This window comes from Streptomyces melanosporofaciens (genome assembly GCF_900105695.1).
Taxonomy (GTDB): Bacteria; Actinomycetota; Actinomycetes; order Streptomycetales; family Streptomycetaceae; genus Streptomyces; species Streptomyces antimycoticus.
The window spans coordinates 3,066,733-3,084,347 of the sequence record NZ_FNST01000002.1 but is presented as its reverse complement, the minus strand read 5'-3'; the positions used below and the strand labels follow the sequence as shown (position 1 = coordinate 3,084,347).

15 protein-coding genes and 1 pseudogene are annotated in these 17,615 nt (G+C 70.4%); 7 read left to right on the top strand and 9 right to left on the bottom strand.

The features are described 5' to 3' along the window. The first annotated feature begins 139 nt into the window (after positions 1 to 139). Positions 140 to 1,198 carry an NUDIX hydrolase gene (locus tag BLV72_RS15625; protein WP_093462944.1) on the top strand — a complete coding sequence of 353 codons (1,059 nt, stop codon included), beginning with the start codon at positions 140 to 142 and terminating at the stop codon, positions 1,196 to 1,198. Beyond that, complete coding sequence (locus BLV72_RS15620) at positions 1,195 to 2,025, top strand: MBL fold metallo-hydrolase (protein ID WP_093462942.1); 831 nt, start codon at positions 1,195 to 1,197, stop codon at positions 2,023 to 2,025. Before BLV72_RS15625 ends, BLV72_RS15620 begins: the two co-directional genes overlap by 4 nt. Positions 2,026 to 2,154: 129 nt before the next feature. On the opposite strand, the gene BLV72_RS15615 is transcribed toward BLV72_RS15620, so the two are convergent. After that, on the bottom strand, positions 2,155 to 2,829 hold the full coding sequence (locus tag BLV72_RS15615; RefSeq protein ID WP_014061749.1) for a Crp/Fnr family transcriptional regulator: 675 nt from the start codon (positions 2,827 to 2,829) through the stop codon (positions 2,155 to 2,157). Positions 2,830 to 3,077: 248 nt separating this feature from the next. Between BLV72_RS15615 and nth the strand changes: the two genes are divergently transcribed. From nth to BLV72_RS15600, 3 genes are read left to right on the top strand one after another with little or no spacing between them, the layout of a single operon-like run. Continuing rightward, the gene (gene nth, locus BLV72_RS15610) at positions 3,078 to 3,923 is read left to right on the top strand and encodes an endonuclease III (RefSeq protein ID WP_425288377.1); all 846 of its coding nucleotides are present in this window, start codon (positions 3,078 to 3,080) and stop codon (positions 3,921 to 3,923) included. Beyond that, positions 3,920 to 4,606 (top strand): NUDIX hydrolase, encoded by a 687-nt coding sequence (locus BLV72_RS15605; protein WP_174887386.1) that lies wholly within the window; start codon positions 3,920 to 3,922, stop codon positions 4,604 to 4,606. Before nth ends, BLV72_RS15605 begins: the two co-directional genes overlap by 4 nt. A gap of 12 nt (positions 4,607 to 4,618) precedes the next feature. Then, a complete protein-coding gene (locus BLV72_RS15600) occupies positions 4,619 to 5,818 on the top strand; it encodes a MarP family serine protease (RefSeq protein WP_093462939.1) in 1,200 nt (399 codons plus the stop codon). A gap of 160 nt (positions 5,819 to 5,978) precedes the next feature. Here BLV72_RS15600 and BLV72_RS49855 read toward each other — a convergent pair whose 3' ends face one another. From BLV72_RS49855 to BLV72_RS15570, 6 genes and pseudogenes are all read right to left on the bottom strand, one after another. Continuing rightward, positions 5,979 to 6,182 carry a hypothetical protein gene (locus BLV72_RS49855; RefSeq protein WP_078642266.1) on the bottom strand — a complete coding sequence of 68 codons (204 nt, stop codon included), beginning with the start codon at positions 6,180 to 6,182 and terminating at the stop codon, positions 5,979 to 5,981. 143 nt (positions 6,183 to 6,325) lie between these two features. Then, positions 6,326 to 7,252, bottom strand: a complete 927-nt coding sequence (locus tag BLV72_RS15590) for an alpha/beta fold hydrolase (protein WP_093462938.1) — start codon at positions 7,250 to 7,252, stop codon at positions 6,326 to 6,328. Beyond that, positions 7,249 to 7,710 carry a phage holin family protein gene (locus tag BLV72_RS15585; RefSeq protein WP_059142389.1) on the bottom strand — a complete coding sequence of 154 codons (462 nt, stop codon included), beginning with the start codon at positions 7,708 to 7,710 and terminating at the stop codon, positions 7,249 to 7,251. The genes BLV72_RS15590 and BLV72_RS15585 overlap by 4 nt, the downstream gene beginning before the upstream one ends. Before the next feature lie 129 nt (positions 7,711 to 7,839). After that, complete coding sequence (nhaA, locus tag BLV72_RS15580; RefSeq protein WP_093462936.1) at positions 7,840 to 9,231, bottom strand: Na+/H+ antiporter NhaA; 1,392 nt, start codon at positions 9,229 to 9,231, stop codon at positions 7,840 to 7,842. Positions 9,232 to 9,509: 278 nt separating this feature from the next. Next, positions 9,510 to 11,471 carry an acetate--CoA ligase gene (gene acs / locus BLV72_RS15575; RefSeq protein WP_093470365.1) on the bottom strand — a complete coding sequence of 654 codons (1,962 nt, stop codon included), beginning with the start codon at positions 11,469 to 11,471 and terminating at the stop codon, positions 9,510 to 9,512. 114 nt (positions 11,472 to 11,585) lie between these two features. Further along, positions 11,586 to 12,590, bottom strand: a pseudogene (locus tag BLV72_RS15570) (carbonic anhydrase); the annotation flags it as partial. Positions 12,591 to 13,113: 523 nt separating this feature from the next. Between BLV72_RS15570 and BLV72_RS15565 the strand changes: the two are divergent. Next, positions 13,114 to 14,385, top strand: coding sequence for a polysaccharide deacetylase family protein (locus tag BLV72_RS15565; protein WP_093462935.1), 1,272 nt, complete (start codon positions 13,114 to 13,116; stop codon positions 14,383 to 14,385). Here the strand turns inward: BLV72_RS15565 and BLV72_RS15560 are convergent. After that, positions 14,382 to 15,386: an ATP-binding protein gene (locus BLV72_RS15560; protein WP_093462933.1), complete on the bottom strand. Its 1,005-nt coding sequence runs from the start codon at positions 15,384 to 15,386 to the stop codon at positions 14,382 to 14,384. The genes BLV72_RS15565 and BLV72_RS15560 overlap by 4 nt on opposite strands. Before the next feature lie 102 nt (positions 15,387 to 15,488). On the opposite strand from BLV72_RS15560, the gene BLV72_RS15555 reads away from it, so the two are divergent. Then, positions 15,489 to 16,316 carry a Fic family protein gene (locus BLV72_RS15555; protein ID WP_093462932.1) on the top strand — a complete coding sequence of 276 codons (828 nt, stop codon included), beginning with the start codon at positions 15,489 to 15,491 and terminating at the stop codon, positions 16,314 to 16,316. A 298-nt stretch (positions 16,317 to 16,614) separates the two neighbouring features. Here the strand turns inward: BLV72_RS15555 and BLV72_RS15550 are convergent, their stop codons facing one another. Further along, on the bottom strand, positions 16,615 to 17,451 hold the full coding sequence (locus tag BLV72_RS15550; RefSeq protein WP_093462930.1) for an HAD family hydrolase: 837 nt from the start codon (positions 17,449 to 17,451) through the stop codon (positions 16,615 to 16,617). Between the last annotated feature and the right edge of the window lie 164 nt (positions 17,452 to 17,615).

Sequence of the window (17,615 nt, the reverse complement as noted above, 5' to 3'; positions counted from 1 at the left end):
GGGGGGCCGGACCCGTGGGCGGGCCGTGCCGGTGGGCCGGTGGGCGCGGACCGGTGTGACCGCCGGTGCGCGGGCCGGCCCCGGCGTGGTGCCGCCGGTGCCACTCGAACATCAGCCCGTAAGCGCATAGCATCCGGCCATGTCCACTACGAATGGCCAGTGGTATCCACCCGAGTGGCCAGAGCGGATCCGCCTCTTGTCGGCGGGCGAGCTCACACCGGTGACACCGCGCCGGGCCGCCACCGTGCTGCTGCTGCGGGACGGACCGGACGGAACGGACGGGCAGGACACCCCACAGGAGGCACAGGGCGGGGACGGGGAGCACTCACCGGAGGAGCTCGACGCACCGGAGAGGCTCGACACGGTGCCGGAGCCCGCGGAGGCCCCGGAAGGCTCTGAAACGCCCCCAGAGAGCCTGTGGAACGCGGCCGGAGGGGCCGACGGGCTCGCCGTCTACATGCTGCGCAGACGCGCCTCCATGGCCTTCGCCGGAGGCGCGTACGCCTATCCGGGTGGTTCCGTGGACCCGCGCGACGAGCGGATGGTCACCTGGGCCGGTCCCTCGCGGGCGCGGTGGGCGCGGCGGCTGGGCCTGGACCCGAGCGAGGCGACGCGGGCTCAGGCCATCGTGTGCGCGGCGGTCCGCGAGACCTTCGAGGAGGCGGGGGTCCTGCTCGCGGGCCCCACGCCGCACACCGTGGTCGCGGACACGACGGGGGACGACTGGGAGACGGACCGCGCGGCGCTGGTCGCCCGGGATCTGTCGTTCGCGGAGTTCCTGGACCGCCGGGGGCTTGTGCTCCGCTCGGACCTGCTGGGCTGCTGGGCGCGCTGGATCACCCCGGAGTTCGAACCGCGCCGCTACGACACCTGGTTCTTCGTGGCTGCGCTGCCGCGGGGGCAGCGCACCCGTAACGCCTCCACGGAGGCGGACCGGACCGTCTGGATCCGCCCGGGCGACGCGGCCGACGGCTACGACCGGGGCGAGCTGCTGATGATGCCGCCCACGATCGCGACGCTGCGCCAGCTCGCGGCCCATGGCTCGGTCGCCGACGTACTGGCCGCGGCGGCGGACCGGGATCTGACGCCGGTGCTGGCCCAGGCGCGGGTGGAAAACGGTGAACTGGTGTTGAGCTGGCCGGGTCATGATGAGTTCACCAAGCACATCCCGGGAGCCACGGGGGGACCCTCCGCATGACGTACGCATCCGCTCTGCCCGGCCAGCCGCGTGGGGGCAGCATCGGCGGCCCGGCCACCGACCGGTCCTTCTGCGTCCTGGCGCCGAACGCCTCGCCCATGACGCTGGACGGCACCAACACCTGGATCGTCGCCGAGCCCGACTCCGACCTCGCCGTCGTCATCGACCCCGGGCCGCTCGACGACGCACACCTCAAGGACGTCATCGCGACCGCGGAGCGAGCGGGCAGGCGGATCGCGCTGACCCTGCTCACCCATGGCCACCCGGACCACGCGGAGGGCGCGGCGCGCTTCGCCGAGCTGACGCGCACGTCCGTACGGGCGCTGGATCCGGCGCTGCGGCTGGGCGACGAGGGGCTGGGGCTGGGGGACGTCATAACCACCGGCGGTCTGGAGCTACGGGTGGTGCCCACGCCCGGCCACACCGCCGACTCGCTGTCCTTCCACCTTCCGGCCGATGGCGCGGTCCTTACGGGCGACACGGTGCTCGGGCGGGGCACGACCGTCGTCGCGCATCCGGACGGGCGGCTCGGCGACTATCTGGACTCGCTGCGGCGGCTGCGCTCGCTGACGGTGGACGACGGGGTGGACACGGTCCTGCCGGGGCACGGGCCGGTGCTGAACGACGCCCGGGGCGTCGTGGAGTACTACCTCGCGCACCGCGCCAACCGCCTCGCGCAGGTGGAGACGGCCGTCGAGGACGGTCACCGGACTCCCTCGGAGGTCGTGGCGCGGGTGTACGCGGACGTGGACCGGTCCCTGTGGCCGGCGGCGGAGCTGTCGGTGCGGGCCCAGCTGGACTATCTGCGCGAGCACGGGCTGATCTGAGGTCGCTCTTCCTGGAGCTCGTAGGGGCTCCAGCCCGTTCGGGAGCGCCGTAAGGGCCCCGCCGGAATCCCGGCGGGGCCGTTACGTTCCGTTTTCGCGTATCCGTTCCGTCCGGCGGTTCCGTCCGGGTCAGCGGGAGCGCTTGGCCAGCCGCTCGACGTCCAGCAGGATCACCGCGCGCGCCTCCAGCCGCAGCCAGCCGCGGCCCGCGAAGTCGGCGAGCGCCTTGTTGACGGTCTCGCGGGAGGCGCCGACCAGCTGGGCCAGCTCCTCCTGGGTCAGGTCGTGGACGACGTGGATGCCCTCCTCCGACTGCACGCCGAAGCGGCGCGACAGGTCCAGCAGGGCCCTGGCGACCCGGCCGGGAACGTCGGAGAAGACGAGGTCGGACATCTGGTCGTTGGTCTTGCGCAGGCGCCGGGCGACCGCGCGCAGCAGCGCGGAGGCGACCTCGGGCCGGGCGTTCAGCCAGGGCTGCAGATCGCCGTGGCCGAGGCCGAGCAGCTTGACCTCGGTAAGGGCGGTGGCGGTGGCGGTACGCGGGCCGGGGTCGAAAAGCGACAGTTCGCCGATCAGCTCGCCGGGGCCGAGCACGGCGAGCATGTTCTCGCGGCCGTCGGGAGAGGTGCGGTGGAGCTTCACCTTGCCCTCGGTGACCACGTACAGGCGATCGCCGGGGTCCCCTTCGTGGAAGAGCGCGTCACCCCGCGCGAGGGTGACCTCTCCCATGGAGGCGCGCAGCTCAGCGGCCTGCTCGTCATCGAGCGCCGCGAAGAGCGGGGCGCGCCGCAGAACGTCGTCCACGAGTCTCTCCTTGTCGACATGCACAGGGGACCGACGTCCCCATGATGCCGGACGGTAAAACAGTGCGATCAATCACAAGTTTGACGCACTGGCCTGCCGGGCTGTGCGGCAGGGGTCCGATTGGGGACCTCTTCACGGTGGCCGGGGCGGATGTCAGTGGGTGGGCTTAGGCTGGCCGGGTGTCCAATACGCCGGTGAGAGCACAGGGCAAGGGGGCCGGACGGGTGACCGCACCTCGTAATTCCGCTGTGGGCGAACAAGAGTCCGCTGAGTCGGCAGAAGCCGCGAAGCCGCATAAATCGGTCAAGGGCTCGAAGGGCGCCCGCCCCGAGTCCCGGCTCGCCCTCGTCCGCCGCGCCCGGCGTATCAACCGCGAGCTCGCCGAGGTGTATCCGTACGCCCATCCCGAGCTCGACTTCGAGAGCCCCTTCCAGCTGCTGGTGGCCACGGTCCTGTCCGCCCAGACCACCGATCTGCGGGTCAACCAGACCACCCCCGCGCTCTTCGCCGCCTATCCGACGCCCGAGGACATGGCGGCGGCCGACCCGGAGGCCCTGGAGCAGCTGATCCGGCCGACCGGCTTCTTCCGCGCCAAGGCCAAATCGCTGCTGGGCCTGTCCGCCGCCCTGCGCGACCGCTTCGGCGGCGAGGTCCCTGGTCGGCTCGAGGATCTGGTCACCCTGCCCGGTGTCGGCCGTAAGACGGCCAATGTGGTGCTCGGCAATGCCTTCGGGGTGCCGGGCCTGACCGTGGACACCCACTTCGGGCGGCTGGTGCGGCGCTGGAAGTGGACCGCCCAGGAGGACCCCGAGAAGGTCGAGGCGGAGATCGCCGCGCTCTTCCCCAAGCGCGAGTGGACGATGCTCTCGCACCGCATCATCTTCCACGGCCGCCGCGTCTGCCACGCCCGCAAGCCCGCGTGCGGCGCCTGCCCGATCGCCCCGCTCTGCCCTGCGTACGGGGAGGGCGAGACCGATCCGGACAAGGCGAAGAAGCTGCTGAAGTACGAGATGGGTGGCCAGCCGGGCCAGCGCCTGCGCCCGCCGTCCGACTACCCCGGCCGTCCCGCCGCCCCCCTGGGGGCCGCCGAGTGACGAGCACGTACGGCGGGGATGTGGAGGTCAGCGCCCATGGGCTGCCCGAGTGGCTGCTGCCGGTGGCGCGGCTGGCCGAGACGATCGAGCCGCGTCAGCTGAGCCGGTTCCTGCCGCCCCCGCAGGGCGGCGGCCGCCCCTCCGCCGTGCTGGTGCTCTTCGGCGAGGGCGCCGACGGCCCGGAGCTGCTCCTCATGGAGCGCTCCGGCTCGCTGCGCTCGCACGCCGGCCAGCCCTCCTTCCCCGGCGGTGCCCTCGATCCGGAGGACGGGGATCCGGACGAGGAGGGCCCGCTGCGCGCGGCGCTGCGCGAGGCCGAGGAGGAGACGGGGCTCGACCCCTCGGGGGTGCAGGTCTTCGCCGTGCTGCCGCGGCTCTACATCCCGGTGAGCGGTTTCGTCGTCACCCCGGTGCTCGGCTGGTGGCGTCGGCCCAGCCCGGTCGGGGCCGTGGACCCGGCCGAGACGGCCCGGGTCTTCACGGTTCCCGTGGCGGATCTCACGGACCCGGCGAACCGGGCCACGACCGTCCACCCCAGCGGCCACCAGGGGCCCGCCTTCCTGGTGGGATCCGCTCTGGTCTGGGGCTTCACCGCCGGAGTGATCGATCGCATCCTGCATTTCGCGGGGTGGGAACGACCTTGGGACCGCGCCAAGCACGTCTCACTCGACTGGCGCGCGTGAGACGGTGTTCCGGTGAATGTGCTGGACATCCTGCTGCTGCTCGCCGCCGTATGGTTCGCGGTCGTCGGCTACCGCCAGGGCTTCGTCGTCGGCGTGCTGTCGGTGACGGGGTTCATCGGGGGTGGGCTGATCGCGGTCTATCTGCTGCCGCTCATATGGGACGGCACATCCGACAAGACCTCCCCCGGTACGGTCGGTGCCGTGGTGGCGATCGTCCTGGTGATCGTGTGTGCCTCGGTCGGCCAGGCCGCCACCACTCACCTGGGGAACAAGCTGCGGCGGTACATCACCTGGTCACCGGCGCGCGCCCTGGACGCCACCGGCGGCGCGCTGGTGAACGTCCTGGCGATGCTGCTGGTGTCCTGGCTGATCGGCTCCCTGGTGGCCCAGACCTCGCTCCCCACCCTGGGCAGGGAGGTCCGTGACTCCAAGGTGCTGCTCGGGGTCTCCCGCGTCGTTCCGGACGAGGCGAACACCTGGTTCACCGACTTCTCGTCCGTGCTCGCGCAGAACGGCTTCCCGCAGGTCTTCTCGCCGTTCGCCAATGAGCCGATCACCTCGGTGCCGCAGCCCGATCCCGCGCTCGCCCAGTCCCCGGTGGCCACGCGGGCTCAGGAGAGCATCGTCAAGGTCGTCGGGACCGCCCCCAGCTGCGGCAAGGTCCTCGAGGGCAGCGGCTTCGTCTTCGCACCGAACCGGGTCATGACCAACGCCCATGTCGTCGGCGGCGTCAGCGACCCGACCGTACAGATAGGCGGCGAGGGCCGGCTGTACGACGCCAAGGTCGTGCTCTACGACTGGAAGCGCGATATCGCGGTCCTCGATGTGCCCTCGCTGCAGGCCCCGGCGCTCCAGTTCGCCCAGGACGACGCGCGCTCCGGTGACGGCGCGATCGTCGCCGGCTTCCCGGAGAACGGCGCCTTCGATGTGCGCGCCGCCCGCGTCCGCGGCCGTATCGAGGCCAACGGCCCCGACATCTACCGCCGCTCCACCGTGCACCGCGATGTGTACTCGCTGTACGCGACCGTGCGGCAGGGCAACTCCGGCGGTCCGCTGCTCACCCCGCAGGGGCGGGTGTACGGCGTGGTCTTCGCCAAGTCCCTCGACGATGCCAACACCGGGTACGCGCTGACGGCGGACGAGGTGAGCGAGGACATCGAGAAGGGGCGTACGGCCGACCAGCCGGTGGACAGCCAGGGGTGTGCCCTCTAGCGCGGTGGCCGAGGGATATGCCCTCCGGAGCGGATGCGCCCGGCGGAGTGTGGCCCTCCAGAGCGGAGAGGCCCTCCAGAGCGGGGTGATCCGGTGGTACCGAGCGTGCTACCAGGGGTTTCCGGTGTCGCCGGGGCCCTGTGCCGCGCCGGAGGTACTGCTAGCGGCTGCGTGGATGGCGCAACCGCGCCGAGACCCACCGGGCCCGGCGGCGGATGATGCGGGGAATCCCGAGGTTCGGGTCATGGCCTTGGGTAGGCCCGGAGCCGCCCCGCTCGGAAACACTCAGCGCGGCATTGGCAGTAGCGGCGGCCTGGGGGCCGCGGCTGTTTGGTGCGTCACGGTAGTCGTGCGTCCAGCCCATACCTCGGTGTCTGCCCCTGACCCAAGGTCCGTAATCGCCGGTGGCTGCGGCAATTGGCCTATGCTCCAGGCAATTGGCTGTTCGAAAAACAGATGTTCGCTCAACCGTCGTCGCGCGGTCGGAATGCGTACGGCCGACGCCGCTCAGCGGTCGGGTTCGGGGTCCTTCAGCCAGTTGATCAGCTCAGAGGTGAAGGCCCGGGGGTCCTCCTCGTGCGGGAAGTGGCCGAGCCCGTCGAAGAGCCGCCAGCGGTACGGGGCCTCCACGTACTCCCCGGAGCCCGCCGCGCTGCGGGTCCGCATCACCGGGTCGAGTGATCCGTGCAGATGCAGGGTCGGGACCTGCACCGGCCGCTTCATTCGCCGGTTGAACTGGAAACCGTCCGGCCGTGCCAGCGACCGCACCATCCAGCGGTACGGCTCGATCGAGCAGTGCGCGGTCGAAGGGATGCGCATCGCCCGCCGGTAGACCTCCACGGCCTCGTCCTCGGGCAGCCGCGGCCCGGACCACTCCCGGATCAGCCGCCCCACGGCCGCCGCGTCGTCCGCGACCAGCCGGCGCTCGGGCAGCCAGGGCCGCTGGAAGCCCCACACATGGGAGCTGGCCGCGCTCTGCTTGACGTCCGCCAGCATCGCCGAGCGCCAGCGGCGGGGGTGCGGCATCGAGGCCACCGCGAGCCGCCGCACCAGCTTCGGCCGCATCACCGCGGCCGTCCACGCCAGGTAACCGCCCAGGTCATGGCCGACGAGCGCGGCGTCCGGCTCACCCAGCGAACGGATCACACCGGTGATGTCGAGGGCGAGGTTGGCCGGGTCGTAGCCCCTGGGCGTACGGTCGCTGCCGCCCACCCCGCGCAGATCCATCGCGACCGCGCGGTAGCCGGCGTCGGCGAGCGCGGGCAGCTGGTGCCGCCAGGTCCACCAGAACTGCGGAAAGCCGTGCAGCAGCAGCACCAGCGGGCCGTCACCCAGCTCGGCGATGTGGAACCGCGCGCCGTTGGCCGCGACATCCCGGTGGGTCCAGGGGCCGTCGAGCCGTACGACCGACGCGGAGGTATCAGGGACGGTCATGCCGAGGAGCGTGTCATATCCCGCACGGAGCGTCCGCCATTGCTCTCGGCACGCGGATGCGGCTTGACGCTCCCCAGCACGGCGGCGCTCTCCTTGGACGAGGCGATCGACCGCTTCGGGGCCTTGACCTTCTTGAACTTCAACAGCGCCAGCAGCCCCAGGATCCCGGCGAACAGCCAGTAGATACCGCCCACGATCAGAAAGCACCAGGCGAGGCCGAGGCCGGTCCAGGCGCGCATGCCGTAGGCGAGGGCGAAGCTCAGCACCGGCAGCGAGAACAGCAGCAGCACCCCCGCCGCCATCCCCGCGCCGCTGCCGACCGCGGCCTTCTTGGCCCCCACCCGGAGCTCGGCCTTGGCCAGCGCGATCTCGTCGTGCATCAGCGCCGACAGCTCGGTGGTCGCCGTCGCCACCAGCTGGCCGAGGCTGCGGTTGCCGCCGTCGTCGGCTGCGCTCATCGCCATCTCCCTCTGCTCTTGTGCGTCTTCGCTCGTGCTGCGCCGTCCGCGCTTGGTACGTCTTGCTTGGTACGTCTTCTGTGCTTGCTACGTCTTCTGCGCATTTCTGCGGGCGTCAAGCCTCTCAGATCATGCCGGACCATCGTCGCCGGAGTCGTTTGCGGCGGCCACTTCGGCAAGCCGCCGGTGCTCGGCGGCCTTAGCCTCGTGAATGGCGGCCATCCGCAGGTGGTATTCGGGGCTGTCCAGCTCATAGACGTCCGGGATGCCGTCCATGTCCTCGTCCCGCTCCTCCTCCTGACACAGCCGCTGGTACGTGGTGTTGCGCAGCTTGAGGAGGATGCCGGCGAACAGGGCGGCCGTCAGGGAGCCGATGAGGACCGCCGCCTTGATTTCCCCGGCAAGTGTGGGATCGGCGGGGAAGGCGAGTTCGCCGATGAGGAGGGAGACGGTGAAGCCGATTCCGGCGAGGGCGGCCACGGCGACGACATCGGCCCAGGCCAGATCCTCGTTCAGCTCGGCTTTGGTGAAGCGGGCGGCGCACCAGGAGCCGCCGAAGACGCCGACGGCCTTGCCCACGACGAGGCCGAGGACGACGCCGAGGGTCTCCGGGCGGGAGAAGACATCCGCCAGGGCGCCGCCGGAGAGCGGCACCCCGGTCGCGAACAGGGCGAACAGCGGCACCGCCACGCCCGCCGACACAGGGCGCAGCCGGTGCTCGACGCGCTCGGCGGGGGAGCGCTGCTCGCCCTCCCGCACGGTGCAGCGCAGCATCAGGCCCATCGCGACGCCGGCGATGGTGGCATGCACACCGCTGGCGTGCATCAGCGCCCAGACCACCACGGCGAGCGGGAGATGGATCCAGGCCGTCCGGACGCCCTTGCGGTGCAGCAGCCAGGCGAGGACAAGCGCGGCGATGGACAGGCCCAGGGCGATGAAGTTGATGTGCTGGGTGAAGAAGATCGCGATGATCAGGATGGCGCCGAGGTCGTCGACGACCGCGAGGGTGAGCAGGAAGGCGCGCAGCGCGGCGGGCAGGGCGGTGCCGAGCACGGCGAGGACGGCGAGCGCGAAGGCGATATCGGTGGCGGTCGGCACGGCCCAGCCCTCGAGGCTGCCACCGCCGCTCGCGCTGACGGCGACATAGACGAGCGCGGGCACGGCCATGCCGCAGACGGCGGCGATCACGGGCAGCGCGGCCGCCTTGGGGTCGCGCAGCTCGCCCGCGACCAGTTCGCGCTTGAGCTCGATACCGGCGACGAAGAAGAAGATCGTGAGCAGGCCGTCGGTGGCCCAGGAGGCGACCGAGAGGTGCAGATGCAGCGCCCGGGGGCCGAAGGAGAAGTCTTTGATGTCGCCGTAGAGGCCGCTGAGCGGGGTGTTGGCGAGGATCAGCGCCACGATGGCGGCCACGAGGAGGACCACACCGCCGACGGTCTCGGTGCGCAGCGCGTCGGTGACGAACGTCCGCTCGGGCAGCGACAGGCGTCCGAGGAACTTGCGGCTGGTGGGCGCGGCCACAGGCGGGCCTCCTGGGTGGGTAGGTGGTGCGGATACACGTGTGGCGTATGCCGACCAGACTTCCCGGCGCTCCCGCCCCTCATCTTGTCGTAATTCTTATGCGACAGCCACCTGCGGCCATCACGGCGAGGGGCGCCCCCGCCTGGCGGGAACGCCCCTCGCTCATGTGGTGCTGATGTGGAGCCTGCTGCTGATGTGGCCCCTTTAGTGCCCTTGGCGTCTGTGGTGTCTGTGACGTCTGTGGCGCCTGCGGTGTGCCGGCCCTGGGGTGGGCCGGATCAGTCCTCGCTGGGGGCGGAGGGCAGCTTGCTCTGGATCAGCTCCATGACGGAGGAGTCGGTGAGCGTGGTGACATCGCCCAGCGCGCGGTTCTCCGCGACATCGCGCAGCAGACGGCGCATGATCTTGCCGGAGCGGGTCTTGGGCAGCTCGGCCACCGGCAGGATCCGCTTGGGCTTGGCGATCGGGCCGAGCTGCTTGGCGACATGCGCCCGCAACTCCTCGACCAGGCCATCGTCCTCGGCCGCGCCGCCGCGCAGGATGACGAAGGCGCAGATGGCCTGGGTGGTCTGCGGGTCGGTGGCGCCGACGACCGCCGCCTCGGCGACCTTGGGGTGCGAGACGAGCGCCGATTCGACCTCGGTCGTGGAGATGTTGTGGCCGGACACCAGCATCACATCGTCGACCCGGCCGAGCAGCCAGATGTCGCCGTCGTCGTCCTTCTTGGCGCCGTCGCCCGCGAAGTAGCGCTTGTCGAAGCGGGACCAGTAGGTGTCCAGGTAGCGCTGGTCATCGCCCCAGATGGTGCGGAGCATGGACGGCCACGGCTCGGTGAGCACCAGATAGCCGCCATGGCCGTTCGCCACCTCATTGGCCTCGTCGTCCACGACGGTGGCGGCGATGCCCGGCAGCGAGACCTGGGCCGAACCGGGCTTGGTCGCGGTGACGCCCGGCAGCGGGCTGATCATGATGCCGCCGGTCTCGGTCTGCCACCAGGTGTCGACGACGGGTGTGGTGTCCGCGCCGATGTGCTTGCGGTACCAGACCCACGCCTCGGGGTTGATGGGCTCGCCGACGGAGCCGAGGATGCGCAGTGAGGAGAGGTCGAACTTGGCCGGGATGTCGTCGCCCCACTTCATGCAGGCGCGGATCGCGGTCGGGGCGGTGTACAGCAGGGTGACCCCGTACTTCTGCACGATCTCCCACCAGCGGCCCTGGTGCGGGGTGTCCGGGGTGCCCTCGTAGAGCACCTCGGTGGCGCCGTTGGAGAGCGGGCCGTAGACGATGTACGAGTGACCGGTGACCCAGCCGACGTCCGCGGTGCACCAGAAGACGTCGGTCTCCGGCTTGAGGTCGAAGACGGCGTGGTGGGTGTAGGAGACCTGGGTGAGGTAGCCGCCGGAGGTGTGCAGGATGCCCTTGGGCTTTCCGGTCGTACCCGAGGTGTAGAGGATGAACAGCGGGTGCTCGGCGTCGAACGCCTCGGGGGTGTGCTGCTCCGGCTGGCGCTCCACGATCTCGTGCCACCAGACGTCGCGGCCCTCGTGCCAGCCCACCTCCTGGCCGGTGCGGCGGACGACCAGCACACTGCGCACGTTCTCGGTGCCGGGCCGGGTGAGCGCCTCGTCGACGGCGGGCTTGAGCGCGGAAGGCTTGCCGCGTCGGTAGCCGCCGTCCGAGGTGATGATGACGCGGGCGTCGGCGTCCTGGATGCGGGTGGCGAGAGCGTCGGCCGAGAAGCCGCCGAAGACCACCGAATGCGGGGCGCCGATGCGGGCGCAGGCCAGCATCGCGACCACGGTCTCCGTGATCATCGGCATGTAGATGGCGACCCGGTCGCCCGACTGGACCCCCAACTCGGTCAGCGCGTGGGCCGCCTGGGAGACCTCCCGCTGCAGCTCGGCATAGGTGAGGGAGCGGGTGTCGCCGGGCTCGCCCTCGAAGTGGAGCGCCACCCGGTCGCCCAGACCGTTCTCGACGTGCCGGTCGACGCAGTTGTACGCCACATTGAGCTTGCCGTCGGCGAACCACTTCGCGAACGGCGGGTTCGACCAGTCGAGTGTCTCGGTCGGCGCGGTCGCCCATGACAGCCGACGGGCCTGCTCGGCCCAGAAGCCCAGGCGGTCCGCCTTCGCCCGCTCATACGCCTCGGCCGTGACATTGGCGTTCGCGGTCAGCTCGGCGGGCGGCGCGAAGCGACGCTCCTCCCGAAGAAGGTTGGCCAGGCTCTCGTTACTCACGACATCTCCCATTCCCAGGGTGTCCGTTGTGTCCCAGGCCATAGCTCATCAGCCAACGGCACACCCTGACAAGGGCTGTCGCCGAAAATTGGTTTAGACCTGTCATGGTCTATGTCACCGCTCCAGCTCCGGGGCCCCCTGGACGGGGTCGCCTCCCCGCTCCGCGACGCCGGAATGACCGCTACCGGCGTGGGCGGGGGCCGGGGTGGCGAGGCAGGCGGAGATGGGCGCGTCATGGCCCGGACGGACGGGCAAAAATCTCCCCGAGCCCGTGTCCAGGACATACGCCTGCGCCTCCGCCACGTGGAAATACATGCCATGCAGCGCCAGCCCGCCCTCCGCCACCCGCCGTGCTACGCAGGCGTGGTCCATCAGATGGTCGAGCTGCTGTCGCACATTGACCAGCGCCAGCCGCTCCACATCATCGGCGATCGGCCGGCTCGACAGGGCGACCTCGCCGCGCCCCAGCCGACCGATCCGCTCCATCCGCGCCAGCGCCGGTCCGCCGTGGCGCAGCCAGCGCTCCAGCGGCGAGCGGTCCAGTGGTGAGCGCTCCTGTGGCGAGTGCTCCTGCGGCGTCGGGTCCCCGCCGGCGGATGCCCCGGCGCCGGGCTGGGACGGCGTCCGGGGCGGCGCCGATGAGCCGAGCAGCGCATGCATCGCACCGCATCCGGAGTGCCCGCACACCGTGATGCTGCTGACCTTCAGGACCTCCACCGCATAGTCGATCGCCGCGCCCACCGAGTCGCAGGAGCCATCGGCGCCCGATGGTGGCACCAAATTGCCGACATTGCGCACGGTGAACAGGTCGCCGGGGCCACTGGAGGTGATCATGCTGGTCACCAGGCGGGAGTCGGCGCAGGTGAGGAACAGCTGGCTGGGTCGCTGCCCCTCCCGCGCCAGCCGGGCCAGCTCGTCGCGGACCAGCGGTGCCGTATGGCGCTGGAACGCGCTCACCCCGCCGAGCAGCTGACCGCCAGCGTGCCCGTCGGCGCCCGCGGCCGCCGCGGCGGGACGGGTGCAGTGGTGATCACGCCAAGGTGTCCACGGCCGGCAGGCCCGGGCGCCGCCCGCTTCCGCGATCCGCCGCGCCGGCCGTCCATCGGCCGTCGCCCGCCCGGAGCCCGAGGACCGGCGGAGCGCCGTGAGCGGAGTGACCGCGAGGAGGGCGACCGCAAGGACCGCGGCTGCGGCCACGAGGTCGGCTCGGAGAGAGGCGCCGCAGGCCAATGCGATGCCCAGTGAGGCCGGGGCGACAACCAGTGAGAGAGGAGCGGCGAACAGGATGAGGATGGCCGAGGTGGAGAGATCTCCGTGTCTGCGGCGGGAGACCCGGTGGATCCGGTCCAAGAGCTTCAATATTCCCGTCTCCTCCGGGGGCCTTCGGTCGCGGATAGGGCCGCGGCGGTGGGTCACGGCGTACTGCGGTACTGAATCCCAAGCGTTGGTAAATGAATCGTAATGCTGAGTAAAGTCGCTGGGAAGTCTTTTGGGGGGAGTGAGCCGCTATTCCCCCTATGGGGTGAATAGTCATTTAAAACGCCTTGTCATCCTCTGTCCTTTCCTCGGTCCGTGCGAGGTTGGCTCCCATCCGGCCGGATCTCCTGGAAGCAGCACGGGACACGAGGGGCGAGGTGGCGGTATGCGGACCAGAAGAAACGTCACTGCACTGCTGGCCGCGGTGGTGGCGCTCTCCATGCCGGTCGGCTGCTCAGGGGACACCGCCCAGACCCATGGGCCGGGCGGCACCGCGGGCCCGCGCCACGACAGGGACGGCCCTCAGAAGGGTCCGGGGGCGCCGAACCACCCCGACAAGGCCCCCAAGGCGGTGCGGCTCATCGGCGACGGATCGACCTCCGACACCGGCCCGCAGCCCCATCAGCCGAAGGCCGAGCGGCTTGAACCGGGCGAGAGACCACCGCAGTTCGTCGTCTTCTCCTGGGACGGCGCCGGCCAGGACAAACGCAAGCTGTTCTCCCACTTCCGCGCGGTCGGCAGGAAGTACGGCGCGACGATGACGTACTTCCTCAGCGGCGTGTACCTGCTGCCCGCGGAGAAGCGGTACCTCTACGATCCGCCCAGGCATCGGCGCGGCGCCTCGTCCATCGGCTTCAACGACGTCAAGGGCATCAAGGCCACGGTGGAGCAGCTCCGCGGCGCCTGGCTGGACGGCAATGAGATCGGCACCCACTTCAACGGCCACTTCTGCGGACGCAAGCGCGGAGTCGGCAGCTGGTCGGCGCGGCAGTGGACCAGCGAGATCGAGCAGGCCGAGTCGTTTGTCGAGAACTGGAAGACCAACTCCGGTCTGGAGCATGAGAAACCGCTCCCCTTCGACTACGGCAAGGAACTCATCGGCGGCCGTGCGCCCTGTCTGGAGGGGCAGAAGAAGCTGATCCGGGCGGCCGCGAAGCTGGGATGGCGCTATGACGCGAGCTCGCCCGGCGGGCTGCAGATCTGGCCTCGTAAGATCCACGGCATCTGGGACTTCCCGCTGCAGCAGATCCCCGTACCGGGCCGCTCGTTCGAGACGCTCTCCATGGACTACAACTTCCTCGCCAACAAGCCGCGCAAGAAGGCGGGCAAGCGGCCCAAGCGCTCCACCTGGGGCCGTCCGATGCGCGACGGTCTGATCGCCGCCTTCGACCGGGCGTACGAGGGCAACCGGGCGCCGCTGTTCATCGGCAACCACTTCGAGTCCTGGAACGGCGGAACGTATATGCGCGCCGTGGAGGACGTCATCAAGGAGGTGTGCCCGCGCAAGGGAGTGCGCTGCGTCTCCTTCAAGCAGTTGGCCGACTGGCTGGATGCGCAGAACCCCCGCGTCCTCGAGAAGCTGCGGGTGCTGGACGTCGGGAAGCGGCCGCCGGGCGGCTGGAAGAGCTACCTGGCCGCCGAGCAGGCCGTGCCCTAAGCGGGAGCGGGAGCAGCCGCCGAACCCTCCTCCGGCGCGAACTCCCGCAACGCGAAGGCGGGGTCGACCTGGGCGGCCAGATCGGCACCCGTCTTCGCGTTCCCCCAGCTCTGCGCGTTCTTCAGGTGGAAGTGCACCATCTGACGGGTGTACCGCTGCCAGTCGCGCCGCTCGTACGAGGCGTCCACCGCGTCCCGCAGAGTCCGCAGCGCGTCGCGGTTCGTCTCCTCGAGCTCCTCGAACCGGGGCGCACGACCCTTCTCCATCGCCCGGACCCAATCGGAGTGGCCGAACGCGACCAGGAGGTCATCGCCCACCTCCGCACGGAGGAAGTCCAGGTCGTCCGGTCCCTGCACCTTGTTGCCGACCACCCGGAGCGCCACATCGAAATCGCGGGCGTACTCCTTGTACTGGCGGTAGACGGAGACGCCCTTACGCGTGGGCTCGGCCACCAGGAACGTCATGTCGAAGCGGGTGAAGAGGCCGGAGGCGAAGGAGTCGCTGCCCGCCGTCATATCGACGACGATGAACTCGCCCGGTCCGTCGACGAGATGGTTCAGGCACAGCTCGATCGCGCCGACCTTGGAGTGGTAGCAGGCGACGCCGAGATCGGATTCGGTGAAGGGGCCGGTCGCCATCAGCCGCACCGCCCCGTCGTCGAGTCGCAGGGTGCGGGCGCATGCCTGGTAGACGGGGTTGTCCTCGCCGATCCGCAGCAGCCGCGACCCCTCGCCCGGCGGAGTCGTCTTGATCATGGTCTCGGCGGAGGCGATCCGGGGGTTCGTGCCGCGCAAGTAGTCCTTGATCAGCGGGAGATGGGCGCCCATGGCGGGCAGTGCGGCGGCCTCTGCCTCGTCGAGTCCGAGCGCGACGCCCAGATGCTGGTTGATATCGGCGTCGACGGCGACGACAGGGGCGTGGGCGGCGGCGAGATGGCGGATGAACAGCGACGACAGCGTGGTCTTGCCGCTTCCACCCTTGCCTACGAAAGCGATCTTCATGTTCACCTAGCGTAGGTGAGTGATCGCGGACCATGCGGGATTTACGTGAAGAACACCACTCCAACGAGGGGTGCCGGGTGCGGTGTGCGTAGTGTCGTACTCATGAGTACGTCAGCTGATCCGCTCGCCGCCCTGGCGGCGCTGCCCGGTGTGGCCGAGTCCGTCAACGCCGTACGGAACGCCGTGGACCGGGTCTACGGGCACCGGGTGATGCGCCGCCGCAGCAATGAGGTCACCTCCGAGGCGGCGTTGCGCGGGGCGCGGGGCTCCGCCGCGCTGGCCGGTGCGGACTGGGCGCTGGAAGAGGTGCGCCGCCGTACCGACTTCGGGGCCGAGGGCGAGCCGCGCACGGTGGGGGCGGCGCTGCGGCTGACCGCCGAGGCGGGGCAGTTGCTGAGCATCTGGCGTCAGTCGCCGCTGCGTGTTCTGGCCCGGCTGCATCTGGTCGCGGCGGGCGGGGTGGAGGGCGACGAGGGGGTCGGACGCCCCCGGCAGTCGGGTGAGCCGGTGGACGAGCCGCTGATCGGGTCCGATCTGCCGCTGCCGGACGCGGATGAGGTGGCGGGGCGGCTCGATGGGCTGGCCCGGCTGCTGCTCGCGGGAAGCGAGGCTCCAGCGCTGGTGGCGGCGGCGGTGGTGCATGGTGAACTGCTCGCCCTGCGGCCCTTTGTCTCCCGCAATGGTTTGGTGGCGCGCGCGGCCGAACGGATCGTGCTGGTCGGCAGCGGCCTCGATCCGAAGTCGATCTGCCCGGCCGAGGTGGGGTACGCGGAGCTGGGCGTCGCGCCGTACATGGCGGCGCTGGAGGGCTATGCGTCCGGAACGCCGGAGGGCATGGCGGTGTGGATCGCGCACTGCGGACGGGCGGTTGAGCTCGGCGTGCGGGAGTCCACGGCGGTCTGCGAGGCCCTGCAGCGCGGGGCGGCCTGACGCCTGACAAGAGTTGCGGCGGTACCCGTGGGCACCGCCGCTGGCACAGCTACCGGGTTACCATGCGTGCAATCTCATTCGCCCATCAGGTCGGGAACTTCTGCCCGTCACCTGGTGCGGCTGGCCCGTAATCGACGGGTCGACGTCGCGTGGGTGCTCAGCATCTGTGCTCGGTCCGTGGGGCCTTGGCGTCTGAGGGTTTCCTCCCGGATACCCCTGGTCTCGCGGGCCGTCGATTCCTTTGTACTCCTGCGAGAGGCCAAGCGGAACCCCTCGCCGTAGATCTTTGCTATTACCCCTAAACGCGGGCATAAAGGGCGCGGCGCCGATTGGTGTACCACACCAGCCCGGCGGTGGCGGCGGCCGCGCCGACGGCCGCAGCCACGGCGAGCACCGGGCGGGGCGGCATGGGGAGCGAGGGCCTGCGCTGCTTCAGCCGGACCGGGCGGTCGAAGGAGAGAACCGGCCAGCCGCGGGCCGCCGCCTCGCGCCGCAGCGCCCGGTCCGGGTTGACCGTATGAGGGTGGCCGACCGCCTCCAGCATCGGGAGATCGGTCGCCGAATCGCTGTAGGCGTAACAGCGTGACAAGTCGTAGCCCTCCGACTCCGCCAGCTCGGCGATCGCCTCCGCCTTGGTCGGGCCATAGGCGTAGTACTCCACCTCTCCGGTGAACACCCCGTCCTCGACGACCAGGCGGGTGGCCACCACGCGGTCCGCGCCCAGAAGCTCACCGATCGGCTCGACCACCTCCGCCCCGGAGGTGCTGACGATCACCACATCGCGGCCGGCGATGTGGTGCTCCTCGATGAGCGAGGCGGCCTCGTCGTAGATGATGGGGTCGATCAGATCGTGCAAGGTCTCGGCGACGATCTCCTTCACCTGCTGGACATTCCATCCGCGGCAGAGCGCCGAGAGGTACGCGCGCATCCGCTCCATCTGGTCGTGATCGGCGCCGCCGGCGAGGAAGACGAACTGCGCATAGGCGGTACGCAGTACAGCGCGGCGGTTGATCAGACCACCCTGGTAGAAGGACTTGCTGAAGGTGAACACGCTTGACTTCGCAATGACCGTCTTGTCCAGGTCAAAGAAGGCGGCTGTCCGGGGCAAGGAGTGGTTTTCCACGACGCCGAGCATAGGGCCCACCATTCGGCGTAAGCTCAGGCGCGTGGGTTTGCCTGAGAAGGCTCTCGGGTACACCATGGAAGTCACGGATCGTTCGCGACCGTGCTAACCCGGCCCGACTCCTCCCCCCCGAGTCGGCCGTGGGGACGACCCCCGCTCTCCCCCCGGCGGGGGTC